At 63.9% G+C, this 19125-nt stretch carries 21 protein-coding genes; 13 read left to right on the top strand and 8 right to left on the bottom strand.

Annotation, left to right across the window (positions count from 1 at the left end; all coding sequences use genetic code 11):
• Positions 1-6: 6 nt before the first annotated feature.
• Together ACPPVV_RS06090 and ACPPVV_RS06085 are read left to right on the top strand one after the other, a co-directional pair.
• Positions 7-612 carry a YdeI/OmpD-associated family protein gene (locus ACPPVV_RS06090; RefSeq protein WP_426703181.1) on the top strand — a complete coding sequence of 202 codons (606 nt, stop codon included), beginning with the start codon at positions 7-9 and terminating at the stop codon, positions 610-612.
• Positions 613-625: 13 nt separating this feature from the next.
• The gene (locus tag ACPPVV_RS06085; RefSeq protein ID WP_426702570.1) at positions 626-1210 is read left to right on the top strand and encodes an N-acetyltransferase family protein; all 585 of its coding nucleotides are present in this window, start codon (positions 626-628) and stop codon (positions 1208-1210) included.
• Between the two features lie 73 nt (positions 1211-1283).
• On the opposite strand, the gene ACPPVV_RS06080 is transcribed toward ACPPVV_RS06085, so the two are convergent.
• Complete coding sequence (locus ACPPVV_RS06080; RefSeq protein WP_426702569.1) at positions 1284-1655, bottom strand: RcnB family protein; 372 nt, start codon at positions 1653-1655, stop codon at positions 1284-1286.
• A 149-nt stretch (positions 1656-1804) separates the two neighbouring features.
• Positions 1805-2215, bottom strand: coding sequence for an RcnB family protein (locus tag ACPPVV_RS06075; protein ID WP_426702568.1), 411 nt, complete (start codon positions 2213-2215; stop codon positions 1805-1807).
• A 200-nt stretch (positions 2216-2415) separates the two neighbouring features.
• Between ACPPVV_RS06075 and ACPPVV_RS06070 the strand changes: the two genes are divergently transcribed.
• From ACPPVV_RS06070 to kynU, 7 genes are all read left to right on the top strand, one after another.
• Positions 2416-3183 (top strand): SDR family NAD(P)-dependent oxidoreductase, encoded by a 768-nt coding sequence (locus ACPPVV_RS06070; RefSeq protein ID WP_426702567.1) that lies wholly within the window; start codon positions 2416-2418, stop codon positions 3181-3183.
• Positions 3184-3292: 109 nt separating this feature from the next.
• Positions 3293-3856, top strand: coding sequence for an elongation factor P-like protein EfpL (gene efpL / locus ACPPVV_RS06065; RefSeq protein WP_426702566.1), 564 nt, complete (start codon positions 3293-3295; stop codon positions 3854-3856).
• Positions 3857-3894: 38 nt separating this feature from the next.
• On the top strand, positions 3895-4227 hold the full coding sequence (locus ACPPVV_RS06060) for a hypothetical protein (RefSeq protein ID WP_426702565.1): 333 nt from the start codon (positions 3895-3897) through the stop codon (positions 4225-4227).
• Between the two features lie 71 nt (positions 4228-4298).
• A complete protein-coding gene (locus tag ACPPVV_RS06055) occupies positions 4299-6392 on the top strand; it encodes an FUSC family protein (RefSeq protein WP_426702564.1) in 2094 nt (697 codons plus the stop codon).
• Positions 6393-6447: 55 nt separating this feature from the next.
• Positions 6448-7482, top strand: coding sequence for an amidohydrolase family protein (locus tag ACPPVV_RS06050; protein WP_426702563.1), 1035 nt, complete (start codon positions 6448-6450; stop codon positions 7480-7482).
• Entirely contained in the window at positions 7479-8003 is a 525-nt protein-coding gene (locus ACPPVV_RS06045) for a hypothetical protein (RefSeq protein ID WP_426702562.1), read from the top strand. The genes ACPPVV_RS06050 and ACPPVV_RS06045 overlap by 4 nt, the downstream gene beginning before the upstream one ends.
• A 60-nt stretch (positions 8004-8063) precedes the next feature.
• Positions 8064-9359, top strand: a complete 1296-nt coding sequence (gene kynU / locus ACPPVV_RS06040; RefSeq protein WP_426702561.1) for a kynureninase — start codon at positions 8064-8066, stop codon at positions 9357-9359.
• 34 nt (positions 9360-9393) lie between these two features.
• On the opposite strand, the gene ACPPVV_RS06035 is transcribed toward kynU, so the two are convergent.
• A complete protein-coding gene (locus ACPPVV_RS06035; RefSeq protein WP_426702560.1) occupies positions 9394-10053 on the bottom strand; it encodes an FMN-dependent NADH-azoreductase in 660 nt (219 codons plus the stop codon).
• Positions 10054-10232: 179 nt separating this feature from the next.
• On the opposite strand from ACPPVV_RS06035, the gene ACPPVV_RS06030 reads away from it, so the two are divergent.
• The 4 genes from ACPPVV_RS06030 to ACPPVV_RS06015 all read left to right on the top strand — a co-directional run bounded on the left by ACPPVV_RS06030 (position 10233) and on the right by ACPPVV_RS06015 (position 13373).
• Positions 10233-11654 (top strand): PLP-dependent aminotransferase family protein, encoded by a 1422-nt coding sequence (locus ACPPVV_RS06030; RefSeq protein WP_426702559.1) that lies wholly within the window; start codon positions 10233-10235, stop codon positions 11652-11654.
• A 182-nt stretch (positions 11655-11836) separates the two neighbouring features.
• Complete coding sequence (locus tag ACPPVV_RS06025; RefSeq protein ID WP_426702558.1) at positions 11837-12289, top strand: carboxymuconolactone decarboxylase family protein; 453 nt, start codon at positions 11837-11839, stop codon at positions 12287-12289.
• 62 nt (positions 12290-12351) lie between these two features.
• The gene (locus tag ACPPVV_RS06020) at positions 12352-12672 is read left to right on the top strand and encodes a DMT family transporter (protein WP_426703180.1); all 321 of its coding nucleotides are present in this window, start codon (positions 12352-12354) and stop codon (positions 12670-12672) included.
• A gap of 200 nt (positions 12673-12872) precedes the next feature.
• Positions 12873-13373 (top strand): pyridoxamine 5'-phosphate oxidase family protein, encoded by a 501-nt coding sequence (locus ACPPVV_RS06015; protein WP_426702557.1) that lies wholly within the window; start codon positions 12873-12875, stop codon positions 13371-13373.
• A 63-nt stretch (positions 13374-13436) separates the two neighbouring features.
• Here ACPPVV_RS06015 and ACPPVV_RS06010 read toward each other — a convergent pair whose 3' ends face one another.
• The 5 genes from ACPPVV_RS06010 to proS all read right to left on the bottom strand — a co-directional run bounded on the left by ACPPVV_RS06010 (position 13437) and on the right by proS (position 19121).
• Positions 13437-13850, bottom strand: coding sequence for a hemerythrin domain-containing protein (locus ACPPVV_RS06010; RefSeq protein ID WP_426702556.1), 414 nt, complete (start codon positions 13848-13850; stop codon positions 13437-13439).
• A 137-nt stretch (positions 13851-13987) separates the two neighbouring features.
• Positions 13988-15250 carry a glutamate-5-semialdehyde dehydrogenase gene (locus ACPPVV_RS06005; RefSeq protein ID WP_426702555.1) on the bottom strand — a complete coding sequence of 421 codons (1263 nt, stop codon included), beginning with the start codon at positions 15248-15250 and terminating at the stop codon, positions 13988-13990.
• Positions 15247-16434, bottom strand: a complete 1188-nt coding sequence (proB, locus tag ACPPVV_RS06000; protein ID WP_426702554.1) for a glutamate 5-kinase — start codon at positions 16432-16434, stop codon at positions 15247-15249. Before proB ends, ACPPVV_RS06005 begins: the two co-directional genes overlap by 4 nt.
• Positions 16435-16450: 16 nt before the next feature.
• Positions 16451-17746: an argininosuccinate lyase gene (argH, locus tag ACPPVV_RS05995; RefSeq protein WP_426702553.1), complete on the bottom strand. Its 1296-nt coding sequence runs from the start codon at positions 17744-17746 to the stop codon at positions 16451-16453.
• A 52-nt stretch (positions 17747-17798) separates the two neighbouring features.
• Positions 17799-19121 carry a proline--tRNA ligase gene (gene proS, locus ACPPVV_RS05990; protein WP_426702552.1) on the bottom strand — a complete coding sequence of 441 codons (1323 nt, stop codon included), beginning with the start codon at positions 19119-19121 and terminating at the stop codon, positions 17799-17801.
• Between the last annotated feature and the right edge of the window lie 4 nt (positions 19122-19125).

The following is a 19125-nucleotide window of genomic DNA, read 5'->3' as shown; positions in this document are numbered from 1 at the left end:
GACGCCATAGCGAATGACGATCCCCGCGTCGATGCCTATATCGCGAAATCCGCCGAGTTCGCCCGGCCGATCCTGCAGCACCTGCGTGCAACCGTGCACGCAGCCTGCCCCGAGGTCGAGGAAACCATCAAGTGGAGCATGCCGTTCTTCGACTACCGCGGTGCGCCGCTGTGCGCGATGGCCGCGTTCAAGCAGCACTGCAGTTTCCGCTTCTGGCTGTACAAGGAGGTGGTCGGCAACAACGCCGAAGACGACGGCATGGGCCAGTTTGGCAAGCTCATCTCGGTGAAGGACCTTCCATCAAGAAAGGAACTCACAGCCCTGGTCGAGAAAGCCATGGCGCTCAACGAGGCCGGCGTGAAACTGGCCCGATCGAAAGGCGCCACGAAGCCAATGCCGACTCTGCCGGACGATCTCGCCGCCCTGCTCGCACAGAAGAAACACGCCGCGGCGGGCAAGACCTACGCCGGCTTCAGCCCCGGCGCGCAACGCGAATACGTCGACTGGCTCGCCGAGGCGAAAACCGATGCCACCCGCCAGAAGCGTATCGTCACCACGCTGGAATGGCTGGCCGAAGGCAAGCAGCGCAACTGGAAGTACCAGAAATGTTGAGGACAACCGTTCGATGATCCGCACCGCCCGCGACGAAGACGCCGCTGCCATCCACGCGATCTACGCACCTTCCATCACCGAAGGCGTGGCCACCTTCGAAACCGAGCTTCCTGGCGTGGACGTGATGCGCGAACGCATCCGCGTGCGCCTGCAGCACTATCCCTGGCTGGTATGGGAAGAGTCTGGCGACGTGCTGGCTTACGCCTATGCCGGGCGTTTCCGCGAACGCGCCGCCTACGACTGGATTGCTGAAACATCGATCTACGTGCACGCCGGCGCATACCGCCGCGGCATCGCGCGAAGGCTCTACGGCGTGTTGCTGGATGCGATGAAGTTGCAAGGCATCACCCAGGCTGTGGGTGTGATCACCCTGCCTGGCACGGTCAGCGTGGCGATGCACGAAAAGATGGGCTTCACTCCGGCCGGCGTCTGGCGTCAGAGCGGCTACAAGCTGGGTCAATGGTGGGACGTGGGGGTATGGCAGAAGTTGCTGCTGCCGGCAGTTTCACCGCCGTGCCCGGTCGTGCCCTACCCGATGATGGCAGGAACATCCGCATTGCGACGGCTGCTGGCGGAAGGTCCTGCAAGTACGAATTGACCCGTGAAAAATAACAGGCCCGCCATGCGGCGGGCCTGTCAGTCTTCCGCCGAAGCGGGGCTGCGATCGACCCTCAATGCTGCGCGAGGATGCTCGCGATGATCCCGGTGGTGATCGCCACCAGCAGGATATCGCCATTGTCGCTGCGCACGTAATGGTAACCGCGCGGCGGCTGGTGCAGGTGACGTGCATGCCAGTCGCTCACCACGTAGGTACCGCCGCGGTATTCCTGCGGAACGTGGCCACCCTTGCGATACCAGCCTTCGCTGTGGCCACGCTCGTACATGCCATGCTGATGCTGATCGTGGTGGTTGTTGTTGTGGTGATCTTGATCGTGGCGATCCTGATCGTGACGATTTTGCGGCGCTGGCTGTGCCACCACCGCGGCCGTGGAAGACATCAGCAACGCACTGCTCAGCGCCCATGCAACCCATTGCCTCTTCATGATTTCATTGCCTCTGTAGTGGGGGAAACAAACCGACGGCCAAGCCCCATACGCTGACCTGCCTGCGCCGTAACGGTCATATCAACGCGTTGCCGCAACGTTTCATGTGAATATTTCGGTGAGGACGATTTCACGTCGCCCATCATGTATCAGTTCGACAGCAGAATGTCGGCAATCACACCGCTGGCGATCGCCACCAGCAGGAACTGGCCATCGTCGCTGCGTATCCAGTGGTAGCCGCGTGGTGGCTCGCGCAGGCGACGCGCGCGCCAGTCGCCGACCACATAGCGGCTGTCGCGGTACTCCATCGGCACATAGCCGCCCCGGCGATACCAGCCCTCGTGGCGGCCACGATCGTGCACCACGTAATAACCATGGCCATGGTCGTAGCCATGCCGGTCGTGATTGTCATGGCGACCGTGGTCGTCATGATGACCCTGATCGTGACGACCGTGGTCGTCGTGGTGGTCTTGATCGTGGCGCCACGACTGGGGGCCCGCCATCGCCGCGGTCGTGGCCAGCAACATGCCGCCTGCAAGGATGACCAAAAATCTTTTCATGATCCGATGCCTCAGATGGGGAATCGCGAAGTGGCCCGGCCGTACCTGGCCGCCACAATGACAGCGTGGCAATGTATTCCTGAACGCCGACCACCGGCGGCAGGGTTCCCGGCATTCTCGGCTTCAGCCGCCGTGCAGCATGAAATCACGGCGGCTTCCGGCTCGGTTAATATGTCGGGTTTCCAGCATCCGGACTTTCCATGCAGCTCAATCAGGTCAGGGCAATCATCACCGGCGGCGCCTCCGGTCTCGGCTACGCGGTGGCGCAGCACTTTGTCGCCAACGGCGGCAAAGTGGCGTTGTTCGACGTCAACGAAGACAAGGGCCAGGCCGCCGCACAGGCGCTGGGCGAGCCCGCCCGCTTCTTTCGTACCGACGTCACGTCCGAAGATGGCGTGAGCGTGAACGTGACTGCCGCAAGCGACGCGATGGGCGGCCTCAATGTGCTGATCAACTGCGCAGGCATCCTTGGCGCCGGTCGCGTGCTGGGCAAGGAGGGTCCGATGCCGCTGGCAAACTTCGCAGGCACCGTGATGGTGAACCTGGTCGGCAGTTTCAACGTGGCCAAGGCGGCCGCCGCGCTGATGCAGAACAACGAGGCCGGCGAGGACGGCGAGCGCGGCGTGATCATCAATACCGCCTCGGTCGCCGCCTACGAAGGCCAGATCGGCCAGGCCGCGTACTCCGCGTCCAAGGGCGGCGTGGTCGGCATGACCCTGCCGATGGCACGCGAACTCGCCCGCTTCGGCATCCGCGTGGCAACCATCGCGCCCGGCATCTTCTGGACCCCGATGGTCGACGGCATGCCCGAAGCCGTGCAGCAGTCGCTGTCCGCTTCGATCCCGTTCCCGTCGCGGCTCGGCCAGCCTAACGAATACGCCAGCACGGTCGCCTTCATCCTGGGCAACCGCTACATCAACGGCGAAACGATCAGGCTCGACGGCGCAGTGCGGTTGCAGCCCAAATAGCAGGGACTCGGGAGACGGGGTTCGGGATTCACAAGAGCACATCCCGCGCCCTGCGCTCCTGACGTCCCCAATCCCAGATCCCTAATCCTTACTCTCGAATCCCGACAAAATGAAAGCTTCCGACGTCAAGAAAGGCAACGTGGTCGAACACGATGGCACCGTCTACCAAGTGCGCGACATCGAGCGCAGCTCGCCGAGTGCGCGCGGCGGCAACGTCACCTTCCGCTTCACCCTGTATTCGATCCCCGGCGGACGCAAGTTCGATCTCAGCCTGCGTGCCGACGACGACCTGAGGGAAATGGATCTGGTCCGTCGGGCCGCCAATTTCTCGTACATGGATGGCGACGCGTTCGTCTTCATGGATGCCGAGGATTACACCCAGTACCTGCTGTCGCCTGAGCTGGTCGGCGACAACGCCGGCTATATCGTGGAAGGCATCGAGGGCTACTACGTGCAGGTGATCGACGATGCGCCGGTGGGCTTGCAGGTGCCCAGCAGCGTTATCCTGACCGTGGTCGACACCGCACCGGAAATGAAAGGCTCCAGCGCCACCAAGCGCAACAAGCCGGCCAAGCTCAACACCGGCATCGAAGTGCAGGTGCCCGAGTACATCAGCAATGACGAAAAGGTATGGGTGAACACGCTCACCGGTGAATTCGCCGGCCGCGCGTGAATCACCAGGCACAGAAAAACATGCGCCGGCGAGGCAGAATGTGTGCCTCGCCCTGCCTGTTGCTGCTCGCACTTTCCACCCAAGCTGCCTCGGCGTTGCCCGCCGGCATCGTCAAGGCAGACTGGCCCGCGCCGGTGGCGAAGTTCGTCGAGCGCAGCGCAAGTTGCATGCATTTCGCTGGTGAGTTCAACGGCGATGGATCGGCGCGCGATGCCGAGGTCAATCGCAGGATGGACAAGCTGCGCTGCAACGCGCTGCATCAGGATCTGCAGGCGCTGCGCAGGCGTTACCGTACCGACGCACGCGTCACCGCACGACTCGGAGCCTTCGACGAAGACGGTATGCCGAAGGATGCCGACACAGGTATCTGATCGGCTTCTCGCCACGCCCTGCGCTCGCTAGTGCAGAATCACCGCTCCGACGTCACTTCCACGAAATATCCATGTCCTCCAGCGGCTATTCGCTACGCGCCCATGCGATCGAGAGCCTGACCGTCATCAAGCGGCCAGATGTTCCGTGGCAGGTGGTACTGCGCAATACCACGGCCGTGGTGTTGCCACTGGGCATCGGGCTGGCGACGGGTTATCCGCAGATCGGCCTTGGCGTGGCCGCTGGCGCACTGGACACGATGTTCTCCGATCAGCCGGGGCCGTATCGCCAGCGCATGCGTCAGTTGCTGCTGGCCTCGCTGGCGGCAGGCATGGCCGCACTGGTGGGTTTCCTGATCGGCGGCCATCTGCTCCCGATCCTGGTCGCCACGGCTGCCTGCGGTTTCTTCGGCGGTCTGCTGGTGGTGTTTGGCACCGATACCGCGCGGGTCGGCATGACCAGCATGATCCTGCTGGTGATCACGGCCTCGACCCCCACTTCGTTGGGCAATGCCCTTGGCGGTGCCGCGCTGATCTTCGCTGGCGGACTCTTGCTTACCGTGTTTTCGCTGGCGGCGTGGCCACTGCAGCGTTACTGGCCGGAACGCATTGCGTTGGCCAACGTGTACGCCGGACTGGCCGTGCTGGCGCGGCAACAGGCTCGGGACGACACCGAGGTGCCGGCACTGACCGAAGCGATGACCACCTTGCAGGAAACCCTGCGTGGTCGTCACCGCGCGCATGGCCGCGCGATGGAGGCGTTCGGTGTGTTGCTGGAACTGGCCGAGCGGATCCGGCTGGAGTTCACCGCGATGTCCGAGCTGCATGCCAACCCCACCATCCATGCGATGTTCCGCGACGACGCTGCACGCGTACTGGCAGCGATCGCCACCGCCCTGGAGCAGGGCGATTCCCCCAAACAGGCCAGCCGTGCGCTGGCAACCCTGAGCGCCAGCGAGCATGCGCTGCTCGACGGTGGCGGCAATGCCGATGGCCTGGCCGCACACATCCACGCGCTGGCCGGCCAGTTGGCCGCCGCCGTGCGCAACGCAGACTGGGCCGGCAGCCGCGGCGAACTGCGCGCCAGCGAAGCGGAAACCCAGCTGCCCACCACGCTGCGCAGCAGCTCCACCTGGGCGACCCTGCGCGCCAACCTCACGCCACGATCGGTGGCGTTCCGCCACGCCGTGCGCATGGCCATCTGTCTCAGCGTCGCATTGTGGACCTCGCGCCTGCTGCACCTGCCGCATGGCTATTGGTTGCCGATGACGGCCGCGATCGTGTTGCGGCCGGATTTCGCCGCCACCTTCAACTTTGGCCTGCTGCGCGTGCTTGGCACCGTACTGGGGCTGGTGTTGACCACGGTGTTGCTGCATGTCACGCCGGACGAACCGTGGGCGCATCTGGCATTGATGGCCGTGCTGTGCATGGCGTTCCGTTATCTGGCCACCGCGCACTACGGCATCGCGGTGGCAGCGCTGACCGGTACCGTGGTGATCCTGCTTTCCTTCGAGGGCGTCAATTCCGGCGCCGCCGTGTCCGACCGGGTGATCAACACCGCGCTCGGTTGCGGCATGGCTTTGCTCGCCTATGTGGTATGGCCAACTTGGGAACGCGGGCGCGCACGCGCTGCACTGGCGGTCATGCTGGATGCCTATGCCAGTTACCTGCGCGCATTGGCGCAACCGGATCAGCGCAACGCCCAGCGCGAGGCGCGCGGCGCGGCACGCACTGCGCGCACCAATGCACAGGCCTCGATCGACCGCATGCGCACCGAACCGGCCACGCCGCCTGAATTGCTTTCGCTGGCCCGCGCCCTGTTCGCCAATGGCAACCGCCTGGCCCGTACCGCGATGACCATGGAAGCATTGCTCGACGATCTCGCCAGCCTGCCTGCGCAAGCCGACATCGAGCGTTTCGTCGATCATGCCGCCGATGCCTTGCAGATGATCGCCGCGGCTCTGCGCGAACAGCGCACGATGGATTCCCTGCCTGACCTGCGCGCCATGCAACGCACCCTGGCCAGTCTGTTGCAGGGCACCGAAGAGCGTGCCACGGCCGACTTGCTGGTGCGTGTCAGCGACCGGCTGGTCGACAACATCGACACGCTGGCTTACGTGACCCATCGCAGCCGGCAGGAACCCGCTGCCACCGGTCAACAGGCGTAGATCCACCCTTCACGCGCAACGCGACGCCGCCGCGCGGAGGTTTTACACTGCACGGATGCTGAAGATCGATACCCACGCGCATATCCTGCCCCGTGACTGGCCAAATCTGGCGGCCAAGTACGGCGACGATCGCTTTCCGGTGATGACCCATACCGACGGACGCCATCGCATCTACAAGGACAGCAAATTTTTCCGCGAGGTGTGGGATTCGGCCTTCGACCCGCAAACGCGGATCGACGACTACGCCCGCTTCGGCGTCGACGTACAAGTGATTTCCACGGTACCGGTGCTGTTCTCCTACTGGGCGCCGGGTCACCAGGCGCTGGAGCTGCATCGCCATCTGAACGACCACATGGCCGGCATGTGCCGCGACTATCCGCGCCACTACGCGGGCATCGGCACGGTACCGCTGCAGGCGCCGAAGCTGGCGATCCGCGAACTGGAACGCTGCATCGACGAGCTGGGCCTGCAGGGCGTGCAGATCGGCTCGCACTGCGGCGACTGGAATCTCGACGCACCGGAACTGTTCCCGTTTTTCGAGGCTGCTGCCGATCTCGGCGCGGCCGTGCTGGTGCACCCGTGGGACATGATGGGCATGGCCAGCATGCCGAAGTACTGGATGCCGTGGCTGGTCGGCATGCCGGCCGAGCAAACCCGCGCAGCGTGCTGCCTCGCCTTCGGTGGCGTGCTGGAGCGACTGCCGAAGCTACGCGTGATGCTGGCACACGGCGGCGGCAGTTTCCCCTCGACGATCGGTCGCATCGAGCACGGCTTCAAGATGCGCCCGGACCTGGTCGCCACCGACAATCCGCGCAATCCGCGCGAGTACCTCAAGCGCTTCTATTTCGACTCCTGCGTACACGACGACCAGGCGCTGCGTTATCTGCTGGATGTGACGGGCGCCCAGCAGGTGATGCTCGGCACCGACTATCCTTTCCCGCTGGGGGAGCAGGAACCCGGCAGCGGCATCGAAGCGCTGGGCCTGGACGACGTCGAGCGTGCGCGGCTGTTCCACGGCACCGCGCTGGAATGGCTGGGCCTGCCCCGCCACCGCTTTGCCCCCGACTCTATCTCCAAGGAATCAGCATGAACTTCCTGCGCCCTACCGCTTCGGTTGCGATCGCCCTGCTCACCACGCTGGTGCTGGCTGGCGCCGTCCACGCCGCGGACGTCAGCATGGCCGATGGCAGCGTCACGTTCAGCACGCCGGGCAACTGGCTCGGCATCATGGAAACCCAGGGCGATCCCGAAGCCAAGGTATTCCAGGTGCCCGATCCGTCGCCCACCGGCAAGACCAATCTCGCCCGCGTCACCGTAACGGTGAAGCAGGTTCCCGATGTCAACAGCTTCCAGCAGTACATGAGCGAAGCCACCGCACAGGCCATGGCGCTGCCCGGCTACAAGGCCACTCCCATCCCGCCCGTTCCGAACAGCAACATCTACACCGCACGGGAAAATGCCACCGAATTCAATTACACCGAGCACTACTGGTTCAAGAACGGCCACGCCATCCAGCTGCGCTGCGTACGTCCCGGCGAGAGCCAGGCCGGTGCCGCATGGAAGGCCGAATTCGACAAGGGCTGCGCCGCTATCGCCGCGCAGTTGAAGTAGGTCCCTGTACCGCTCCCTCCTGCAACGCGGGGAGGAGTCGACACCGAAGAGATTTCCACGATGTCCGCAAGTTTCGAAGCCACCCTCGACTGGGCCCGCGCCCAGGACGCCGCCGATCCGCTGCGCGCCTTCCGCGACGAATTCCTGATCCCGCCGCACGAAGGTCACGATGGCCGGGCATCGGACAGCGTCTACTTCTGCGGCAACTCGCTCGGCCTGCAACCGCGCGCGGTGCGCGACGCGGTGAACGCAGAACTCGATTACTGGGGTCAACTCGGCGTGGAAGGCCACTTCAAGGGCCGCCTGCCGTGGATGGACTACCACGAATTCGTGCGTGACGACCTCGCCGCCGTGATCGGCGCGCAGCCGTCCGAAGTCGTCGCGATGAACACCCTCGGGGTAAACCTGCACCTGATGATGGTGAGCTTCTACCGCCCCACGGCCGAACGTCCGGCCATCCTGATCGAGGCTGGTGCATTCCCCACCGACCGCTACGCCGTGGAATCGCAGATCCGTTTCCATGGCTTCGACCCGGCCAGCGCCCTGATCGAACTGAAAGCGGATGAGCCGAACGGTATCGTCTCGCTCGCCGCGGTCGAGCGTGTGCTGGCCGAACATGGCTCGCGCATTGCGCTGGTGATGCTGCCCGGCGTGCAATACCGTACCGGCCAGGCGTTCGACCTCAAGGCGATCACCGAACTCGGACACCGGCACGGCTGCGCGGTCGGTTTCGATCTCGCCCACGCAGTCGGCAACCTGCCGCTGCAAGTGCACGACAGCGGTGCCGATTTCGCGATCTGGTGCAGCTACAAATACCTCAATGGCGGTCCCGGCGCCGTCGGCGGCGCCTTCGTGCATGAGCGTCATGCGCAAGCCGTGCTGCCGCGCTTCGCAGGCTGGTGGGGCCACGACAAGACGACCCGCTTCCAGATGGGTCCGGAGTTCCATCCCACTTCCGGCGCCGATGGCTGGCAGCTGTCCAACCCGCCGATCCTGGCATTGGCGCCGCTGCGCGTGTCACTGCAGATCTTTCGCCGCGCCGGCATCGCCGCACTGCGTGAGAAATCCCTGCAACTCACCGGCTACCTGGAATGGCTGGTGCAAACCCAACTCGCCGACCTGCTGCACGTGGTGACGCCCGTCGAACCCGAACGCCGTGGCGCCCAGCTCTCGATCCGCGTGATCGAGGGACGCGAACGCGGCCGTGCCCTGTTCGACTACCTGATGGAACACGGCATCATCGGCGACTGGCGCGAACCCGACGTCATTCGTATCTCGCCCGCACCGCTCTACAACCGGTTTGCGGATTGCCTGGCGTTTGCCGAGGCGGTGCGCGAGTGGAGCCGCGGCGGCTGATGGCCTCCGCACGCATCATCCGATGATAGCCACATCACACGGCTTCCCTTGAAGTCAGCGCAAAACCCTGCTCGCCGCGCAACGGGAAAAACGAAGAAAAATGCTCCTGCATTGCCTGGTCCGTCCTGGCCCTGGCTTCGGCGACGGCCTGCGGGCCAAAAGCTGTCCCTTGAACGGAGAAGAAGGTCAGATCATGCAGTCCGATCATGTCCAGGATGGTTTTCAGATACGGCGTGAGAAAGTCCGGCTGGCGCGCGCCTTCCCCTGAAAATCTTCCGCCGGAGGAAACGGCGACGAAGACCGGACGGTCGCGCAGCATGGCCACTTTTCCATCCCGGCCCACATTGAACGTGTGACGGACGCGGACAACGTGATCTATCCAGAGCTTCAGCGTGGAGGGCACGGTGTAGTTGTGCATTGGCGTGCCGATGACCAGCACATCCGCACTCTCCAGTTCCTGGATCAGTTCCGCGGATACAGCCGCAGAACCTTCCCGGGACACGTCCTCGGACGACTGCTGGGAATCCGCATAGTCCGCATCGATCGGCGCAATGCCACCCAGCCCGACAACCCTGTCCGTCACCTGCGCCGTCGGCTCGCCCGCCAGCAAGCATCCGACAATTTCTTGAGAGAGCCTGCGGCTCTCCGAAGCCTGCCCGCGGGGACTGCAACTGACATGAAGAATTTTCATCATCCACCCATCCACAAGCGCGAGAGAGGTACTCATCCTACAAATCGCACGCCCCATATCAAAGGTCCATGATTATGGTTTTTCACTGGTCCATGTTTACTCATGGCAGAAATGCTTCTGGCCTTCACCTAGGATTCGACTGGTACACTCATTTCCCAATAATCCGAAAAACTGGCTAGTCCATGACCGTCGCGAAGAACAGCCGTATTTCGCCACTGGATCCAGCAGCGGCCGAACCCTTTTATCGCCAGATCTACGATCGCTTCCGCAGCGCCATCGCCAGCGGATTGCTGAAGCCGGGTGACCGGATACCCTCGGCACGCGTGCTAACCAAGGAGCTTGGCCTGGCCCGAGGTACGATCGAGGCGGCGTATTCCCTGTTGGCTGCGGAGGGGTACATCCAGGCCCTCGGCCAGGCGGGAACTGTCGTGACGCCGGGCCTCAAGCCGCGCTTGCCGGCTTCCAGTACCGTGCCCCGGTCCAACAGCAGCGTTGCGCCGCCGAGCTTTCGTCCCGATTCGATATTGCCGTTCCAGATGGGCTTGCCCGCGCTGGATGCCTTTCCCAGAAAGGTCTGGGCACGCCTGGGCGCACGCTGCATCCGTGCCATGCAACCGGCGGATATGGTTCACCCGCCGGTATACGGCCTGCAGGGGTTGCGTGCCGAAATCGCCGCCTATCTCCAGGTATCGCGCGGGATCAACTGCTCGCCATCCCAGATCTTCGTGACATCGGGATATCGCCACACGCTGGAATTGATCGCCCATGCACTGCTGAAGACAGGCGATCGTGTCTGGCTGGAGAATCCCGGCTACCCGCCCACCCGGGAGTTACTGGAACTCATGCACATGACGGCCGTCCCGGTATCGGTGGATGGCGAAGGCATGATCGTTTCCGAAGGACTGAAGGCGGCGCCGCGAGCGCGCGCTGCGGTGATTACACCCGGACACCAGAGTCCGCTGTGCGTGTCTTTGTCCCTGCCCCGCCGCCTGGCCCTGCTGGACTGGGCGGCGCGAAGCAACGCGTGGGTCATCGAGGACGACTACGATAGCGAGTATCGGTATGTCAGCCGCCCCCTGCCTGCATTGAAGAGCCTGGATCGTGATGGGCGGGTGCTCTATGCAGGCACCTTCAGCAAGGTACTTCTTCCGGGCATTCGGCTTGCTTACGTTGTCGTACCGGCAACGCAGGTCGAACGTTTTGAACAGGTCAGCCAGGCCTTTGCCGGCGGCAGCCCCCAGCTTACGCAAGCCATCGTCACCGCTTTCATTACGGAAGGCCACTTCGCGCGGCATATTCAGCGAATGCGAAAGCTGTATGCCACGCGTCGGGAAGCCACCGCCGCGGGCCTGGAAAGTGTGCTGGGAAAGCACGTGCGCATTGATCCACAACCCGGGGGAATGCACCTGATCCTGCGGTTGAAGGGACGCCGGTCGGATCGGCGACTCGTTGCACGCATGCGTGACGAGGGCCTGTACGGGGAAGCATTGACGGACTGGATGGCAGACAAAAGCGGAGCCTCGGCCGTGCTTCTCAATTTCACGAACATCGACTCTCAAGCCACCGCCGAAAACCTCGGAAGACGCATCCTGAAACTGATATGACGAGGGCGGCTGCCCGGCACGGAAACGCGCGCTTCCCCCATATCGCCTGAGCCGTGCTGGCGCAGCCCCGGAACGGGAACCAAAACAATCATGGTCTATATAAGAAGACCAATCATGGCTCTTCATGGGTAGGCCAAGATGCAGCACCATGCAGTCCTCCAATCAGCAAAAGAGGATTCGCCATGAGCAACCGCATCGACTACGCCAAGGCCTCGCCCGAGGGCTACAAGGCTTTCGGAGGGGTATACGCCAGCCTCCAGAAAAGCGTCTTGCCAAAAGCACTGATCGACCTTGTATACCTGCGGGTTTCGCAGATAAATGGCTGCGCCTACTGCATCGACATGCATTCTCGTGATCTGCTCAAGTCCGGCCTGGCGATAGACAAGCTCGTCCTGGTACCGGTATGGCACGACGCCGGTGACGTATTCGATTCCCGCGAACGCATCGCGCTCGCCTGGGCTGAAACCGTAACCCGCGTCGCCGAAACAGGAGTCCCCGATACCGACTATGAAACCGCTGCCGCCGAGTTCAACGACAGGGAGCTTGCCGAGCTGACGTATGCCATCGGCTTGATGAACGCCTTCAACCGGTTCGGGATCGCCTTTCGTTCGACCCCCGCTGCCGCCAAGGCTTGAAGTTCATTGCCACGCCGAGTGCGTGGCATCGTTTTCCGATCCATCGCATGGGCTTGTCATATATGGCATGGGTATTACTCACTATCGCCGGTATTCTCGAAATAGCCTTCGCCTTCGCCATGAAGTCGTCCGAGGGTTTCACCCGATGGATACCTGCGCTGTTTACGGTCGTCATCGGGTTGGCGAGTGTCGTTCTTCTTTCTTTCTCGCTCCGCACACTGCCCATGGGAACCGGTTACGCCGTCTGGACCGGCATCGGCGCAGCCGGCACCGCGATTCTGGGAATAGTGGTACTGGGCGACTCCGCCGCGCCCATGAGGATCCTGTGCATTGCCCTTATCCTGGCAGGCGTTATCGGACTCAAGCTGGTCTCGGAAAACTGAGGATCGTCGTCGACAGTGGCTTCACGTAGCTGCACGATGCAGGCAACCCGATCGCCCCCTGTCTGCATGGGGCAACCCGATGGCAGTGGCACTGATGGCTGAACCAGCGTACGACCGCGAAGCCGTACGCGCGAGCCGATTTCATCCGCCCTTGAGGTGCATGGGGCGAAGGTACGGCTTTCAGCCACCGGGACGACGCCATGAAGAACAACGCACCGCGCGACAGCGACCTGTACAAGCTGGGTGAAATGATCGACGACATCGAAGTGGCGATGATGACCACGCATGCAACGGACGGCTCGCTGGTCAGCCGTCCGTTGCAGACACTGAAGATCGATGCCAACGGCGAGATCATTTTCTTCACCGCTGCCAAGAGTCACAAGGTCGAGGAGTTGACCGACGACTCCGAGATCAATCTTGCCTATGCTCACCCCGGTGACCAGCGCTACGTATCGGTGCGCGGCCGCGCTCGCATGGATCGCGACGAGGACACCATCAACGAGCTGTGGTCGCCCGCGCAGAAGATCTTTTTCCCCGATGGCAAGGACGATCCCAATCTCATGGTGCTGCGCGTGCGGGTACGCGACGCGAACTACTGGGAGGCGGCCGGAAACTTCATCGCGCGCGCCTTTGATTTCGCCCGCGGCATGCTCGACGAGCAGCCGAGCGATCTCGGCAAACAGGGACATCTGAAAGGCTGACGGAAAGCTGTCGCGCTCACTCCTCGGTTGTGCGAGAGCCGCAACTACCCTGCCGCCAACGACTCAGGCGTGCTGCTCCGCCAACGGATAGAGCTCCCTGCTTTCGCGCTGGATCCGCTGATGCAGCGCCTTGAAAACGGTGTTGGCCTCATCCCTGAACCGCTGTGGATCGGCAGCGACTTTCCCCGCGAGGTTCCAATGGGCGGCAAATGTCGTATAAGCGGCCGCCAAGCCGCCCATTTCCGCTTGGAACTGCCTGCCGAGCTGGGCAACGCGCGGATCGGCGGAGTTTGCCAACGCCGGGTAAAGCACGCGATCTTCCGCCGCCAGATGCAGCTTGACCATCGAACTTATCGACATGAGAAGTTTGACGATCGCCTCTGCATGCTCGGCTACACCCAACTGCACCAACTCGCGCAGCTCCGTCACCAGTACAAGCAGATTTGCATGTTCCCGATTGAATTTGTCGATATTCACGCCAAGCTCTCCCTGTGGCGGGGCCGTCCCCCCAACGGGACTTATCGACAAAAACGCGCCGTCCTGAAGTCCGGGCCGCCAACGCGCCGACTTTGGCTGAACTGGCGGCCGTCGTCGGTCACGCCATCCTCCGGGCTTCAGAGGCGGCTTTGCGGATGTCTTACCTGCCCGGTACCGCGCACCACGAAGCGTTCCACCGTGAGCGCTTCGGCGCCCATCGGACCGTAGGCGTGCAGGCGAGTGGTGGAAATGCCGATCTCGGCGCCGAGACCCAGTTCGCCGCCGTCGCTGAAGCGGGAGGAGGCGTTGATCATCACCACCGCCGAGCGGATCGCCTGCACGAAGCATCGCGTGGCGGTTTCGTCGGCCGTGGCGATGACTTCGGTGTGATCGGAACCGTAACGGTGGATATGCTCGATGGCTGCATCGAGATCATCGACTACACGCACGGCGAGGATCAGGTCGAGGAATTCGGCGGCGTAATCGTCATCGATTGCAGCATGCATGTCGGGCACCCATGTGCGGCTGGCCTGGTCGCCGCGCAGCTCGACACCACGTTCGCGCAAGGCCGCGGCGGCGCGCGGCAGGAACGCGTCGGCGATATCGCGATGCACCAGCAGCGTCTCCAGCGCATTGCACACGCCGGGGCGCGAGGTCTTGCCGTCGATGAGCAGGCCCAGCGCCAGATCGAGATCGGCGGCGCGGTCCACGTACAGGTGGCAGACGCCCTTGTAGTGCTTGATCACCGGCACGCGCGCGTGTTCGGCGACAAAGCGGATCAGCCCCTCGCCGCCGCGCGGAATAGCCAGATCCACGATGTCGACGAGCTGCAACAGCTCGACCATCGTCTCGCGGCGCAGGTCCTCGACCAGGCTAACGGCGGCAGCCGGCACCTCGTTGTCCACCAGCGCAGTGTGCAGTGCGGCGGCGATCGCGGTGTTGGAGTGGATCGCCTCGGAGCCGCCGCGCAGAATCACCGCGTTGCCTGCCATCAGGCACAGCGCGGCGGCGTCGGCGGTGACGTTCGGACGCGCCTCGTAGATCATCGCGACCACACCGAGCGGGATGCGCACGCGTTCGATCGACAGGCCGTTCGGCCGCGCCTCGCGACGAGTCACCACGCCCACCGGATCGGGCAGTTCGGCCACTTCGCGCAGCGCGTTTGCGATGCCGGCCACGCGCACCTCGTCCAGTCGAAGGCGATCGAGCATGGCGCCCTGCACCCCTTTCGCCGTGGCCTGCTGCATATCCTTCGCGTTCGCTGCCAGTACGGCAGCGGATTGTGCTTCCAGTGCCGTGGCCATGTCGCGCAACAGTGCTCGCTTGGCCGCGCTGTTGAGCGCGGCGACTACTTGCACGGCGTCACGACAGGCCAGCGCCTGTTCCCTGATCGTACTCATGCGCCGATCTCCTGTCCGGATGGCACCGGCGTGCCCATCGTGATGAGGTCATCGCGATGTATGACTTCGTCGCCATAGCTGTAACCGAGCACGCAGTCGATCTCCCGGCTGTGCCGGCCCGCCAGCCGACGCACTTCGGCGGCACCGTACTGAGTGAGACCGCGTGCCACGCTCGCGCCAGCATCATCGATGATCTCGACCAGGTCGCCGCGATGGAATTCGCCATCCGTTCCGAGCACACCGCCCGGCAACAGCGAGACGCGGCCGCCGGCCAGGGCGCGCGCCGCGCCGGCATCGATGCGGATGCGCCCGGGCGCCGCGGGCGCGTGACGCAGCCAGTACTTGCGCGCAAGCATGCGGCTGGATGCGGCGGCGATCAGGGTGCCGTGCAGCTGGCCGTGCTGCAACGCCTGTACGGTCGCCGTTTCGCGGCCGCTGAACAGGACGGTGGGAATGCCGGCCGCGGCGGCCTTCGCTGCCGCCTGCAACTTGGTGCGCATGCCACCGGTGCCGGCAGCGCTGCCGCTGTCGCCGGCCATCGCCAGAATCTCGGCGGTCAGTTCGGCCACCTTTGCGATGGGTACGGCCGTCGGGTCACGCCGCGGATCGGCGCTGTACAGCGCATCGACGTCGGAGGCGATAAGCAGCAAGTCGGCATCGACCAGCGCGGCGACGATGGCGGCGAGATTGTCGTTGTCACCGAGTTTCAGTTCATCCACCGACACGGTGTCGTTCTCGTTGATCACGGGCAGCACGCCCAGTTGCAACAACTCGCGCAGGGTGGCGCGTGCATTGAGATAGCGGCGACGGTTGCGCAGGTCGTCGTGGGTCAACAGCACTTGCGCCACGGGTCTGTCCGACAGCGATTGCCACAGCGCGATCATCGGCGCCTGACCCAGCGCAGCCAGTGCCTGGCGCGCCGCCAGACCGCCGCTGTCGGTCGCATGCAGACGCAAGAGCGCGCGTCCCGCCGCCACCGCGCCGGAAGACACCAGCACGACCTGGCGGCCGTCGGCGTGGCTGGCAGCCATGAAACCGGCCAGCGCTTCGGCGTAACGTGGAGTAAGGCCGCCGCCGTCGGCCGCGAGCAGATTGCTGCCGACCTTCAGCACGGCACGGCGCCAGCGCGGCAAATTCTGTCCGGGCAGGTCGGCGCGCTTGTTTCCCATGTCGATCACCACCATGCCCGCGTTCCCCACTTCAGTTGTCGAGCGCGTGCAGGCGCGCGTGCAGGTCGTCCAGTCGCAAATCATGCCCCGCACCGGGCGATACACGCGCGGCCAGGCTGCTTTCCGGTGTACGGCCCTGCCCGGCCGAGGCTGCGGTTTCCGCCGCGGCGCGATACGCATCGCGGAACGGCACGCCGGCGGCGGCTTGCTCGATCGCCACGTCGGTGGCGTACATCGCCGGTTCGATCGCGCTACGCATCGCACCCTCGTTCCATTGCAGCCGCGACAGCAGGTCGGGCACCAGCTCCAGCGCACCCAAGCCGTGGCGCACGCCGTGGAACAGCGAGCCCTTGGAGAACTGCAGATCGCGCTGGTAGCCGGAAGGCAGCGACAACAACTGCTCGATTTCGGTGCGCGCAGCCGCCACGCTGGCGTAGCTGGCGCGTAAGAGTTCGATCACGTCGGGGTTGCGCTTGTTCGGCATGATCGAGCTGCCGGTGGTGTATTCCGCCGGCAACTGCACGAAGTTGAATTCGGCGGTGGTGAACAGCGACAGGTCCCAGGCGAGCCGGCGCAGATCGAGCAACGCGCCGCCGATCGCCTCCAGCACCGCCATCTCGAACTTGCCGCGCGACAGCTGCGCGTAGATCGGGCTGAGCTGCATGCGGGCGAAGCCAAGCGCCTGCGTGGTGTGCTCGCGGTCGAGCTTCAGGTTCACGCCGTAGCCGGCGGCGGTGCCCAGCGGATTGGCATCGATCAGCGCCAGCGTCTGGCGGGCGCGCAGCACGTTGTCGATGAAGGCTTCGGCGAAGCCGGCGAACCACATTGCGGTGGACGAAACCACCGCGCGCTGCAGGTGCGTATAGCCCGGCATGGGCAGCGCCGGCTGCGCGGCGCGATCGAGGCAGACCTTGGCGATGGATCGACAATGGGCTTCCAGCGTTGCCAACTTGTCCTTCAACCACAGTCGCGTGGCGACCAGGATCTGGTCGTTGCGGCTACGTCCGGTATGCACGCGACGCCCGGCATCACCGAGCCGCTCGGTCAGGCGCGCCTCGATCGCGGAATGACCATCCTCGTAGCGATCGTCCAGTACGAAGGCGCCACTCGCGAAATCACCGGCCAGCGCATCCAGTTCGCCTTTCAGCGCGGCAGCTTCATCGGTACTGACCACGCCGATATTGGCCAGGCCTTCCACGTGCGCCTTGCTGGCGGTGATGTCGTGCAGGAAGAACTCGCGATCCAGCAGTACATCGTCGCCGGCCAGGAATTGCATGATGCGCGCGTCGATCTTGACGTTCGATTTCTGCCAGAGTGGTTGGGTCATGATGGTCTTCTTGAGGGTGGTCTTTACTAGGATTGCTTCAAGCGGGAATGCTTCAAACCGATGCCAGCCTGTTCAGAACGGCATCGATCGGCAACAACTCGCGTACGCCTGTCGCGCGACGCTTCAGCTCCACCTGCCCGTCCTTCAGGCTACGGGGTCCGACGACCACCTGCCACGGCAGGCCGATCAGGTCCATGTTCTTGAACTTGCCACCGGCGCGCTCGCCGGTGTCGTCGTAAAGCACATCGAAGCCAGCGGCGACGAGTTGCGCATACAGCGTCTCGCAGGCGGTATCGCACGTGGCGTCTCCGACCTGCAGATTGATCAGGCCAATCTCAAAGGGTGCCACCGCGTCGGGCCAGACGATGCCATGTTCGTCATGACTGGCCTCGATGATGGCGCCGACCAGACGCGACACCCCTACGCCATAGCAACCGCCATGAACCGGGCGTTCCACGCCATCCTCGCCGGTGACCCGTGCCTTCATCGGCTCGGCATACTTGATGCCGAAGTAGAAAATCTGTCCCACCTCGATGCCACGCGTATGCACGCGCCGCTCGCCCGGCACCTCGCGTTCGAAACGAGCCGCGTCGTGCACGTCTTCGGTCGCCGCATACGGCGTGGTCCAGGCCTGAATCAGCGCATCCAGATCACCGTTGCCGTCCACATCGTCTTTCGGCGTCGGCAGCGTCAGCAGGTCGCGATCACAATACACCGCCGATTCGCCGGTTTCGGCCAGCACCAGGAACTCGTGCGACAGGTCGCCGCCGATCGGTCCGGTCTCGGCACGCATGGGGATCGCGGTGATGCCCATGCGGGCGAACATGCGCAGATAGGCGACGAACATGCGCTGGTAGGCGCGCCGTGCACCGGCCTCATCCAGGTCGAAGGAATAGCCATCCTTCATCAGGAATTCGCGACCGCGAAGCACACCGAAACGCGGGCGTTGTTCATCGCGAAACTTCCACTGCACCTGATAGAGGGTCATCGGCAGGTCGCGATACGAATGCACATGGGTGCGGAAGATGTCGGTGACCATCTCCTCGTTGGTCGGCCCGTACAGCAACTCGCGCTCGTGCCGGTCACGCAGGCGCAGCATCTCCGGCCCGTAGGCATCGTAACGACCGCTCTCGCGCCATAGCTCGGCCAGCTGCAGGGTCGGCATCAGCATTTCGAGCGCGCCGGCACGATCCATTTCCTCGCGCACGATGTGCTCGATCTTGCGCAACACGCGCAGCCCCATCGGCAGCCAGGCGTAGATGCCGGTGGCCTCTTGCTGGATCAGCCCGGCGCGCAGCATCAGGCGATGCGAGACGATCTGTGCCTCGGCGGGATTTTCCCTGAGGGTGGGAAGCAGGTAGCGGGAAAGATGCATGGTG

The sequence above is a fragment of the Rhodanobacter sp. Col0626 genome, assembly GCF_049994385.1.
Lineage (GTDB): Bacteria > Pseudomonadota > Gammaproteobacteria > Xanthomonadales > Rhodanobacteraceae > Rhodanobacter.
This window is presented reverse-complemented; position numbering and strand designations above follow the sequence as displayed.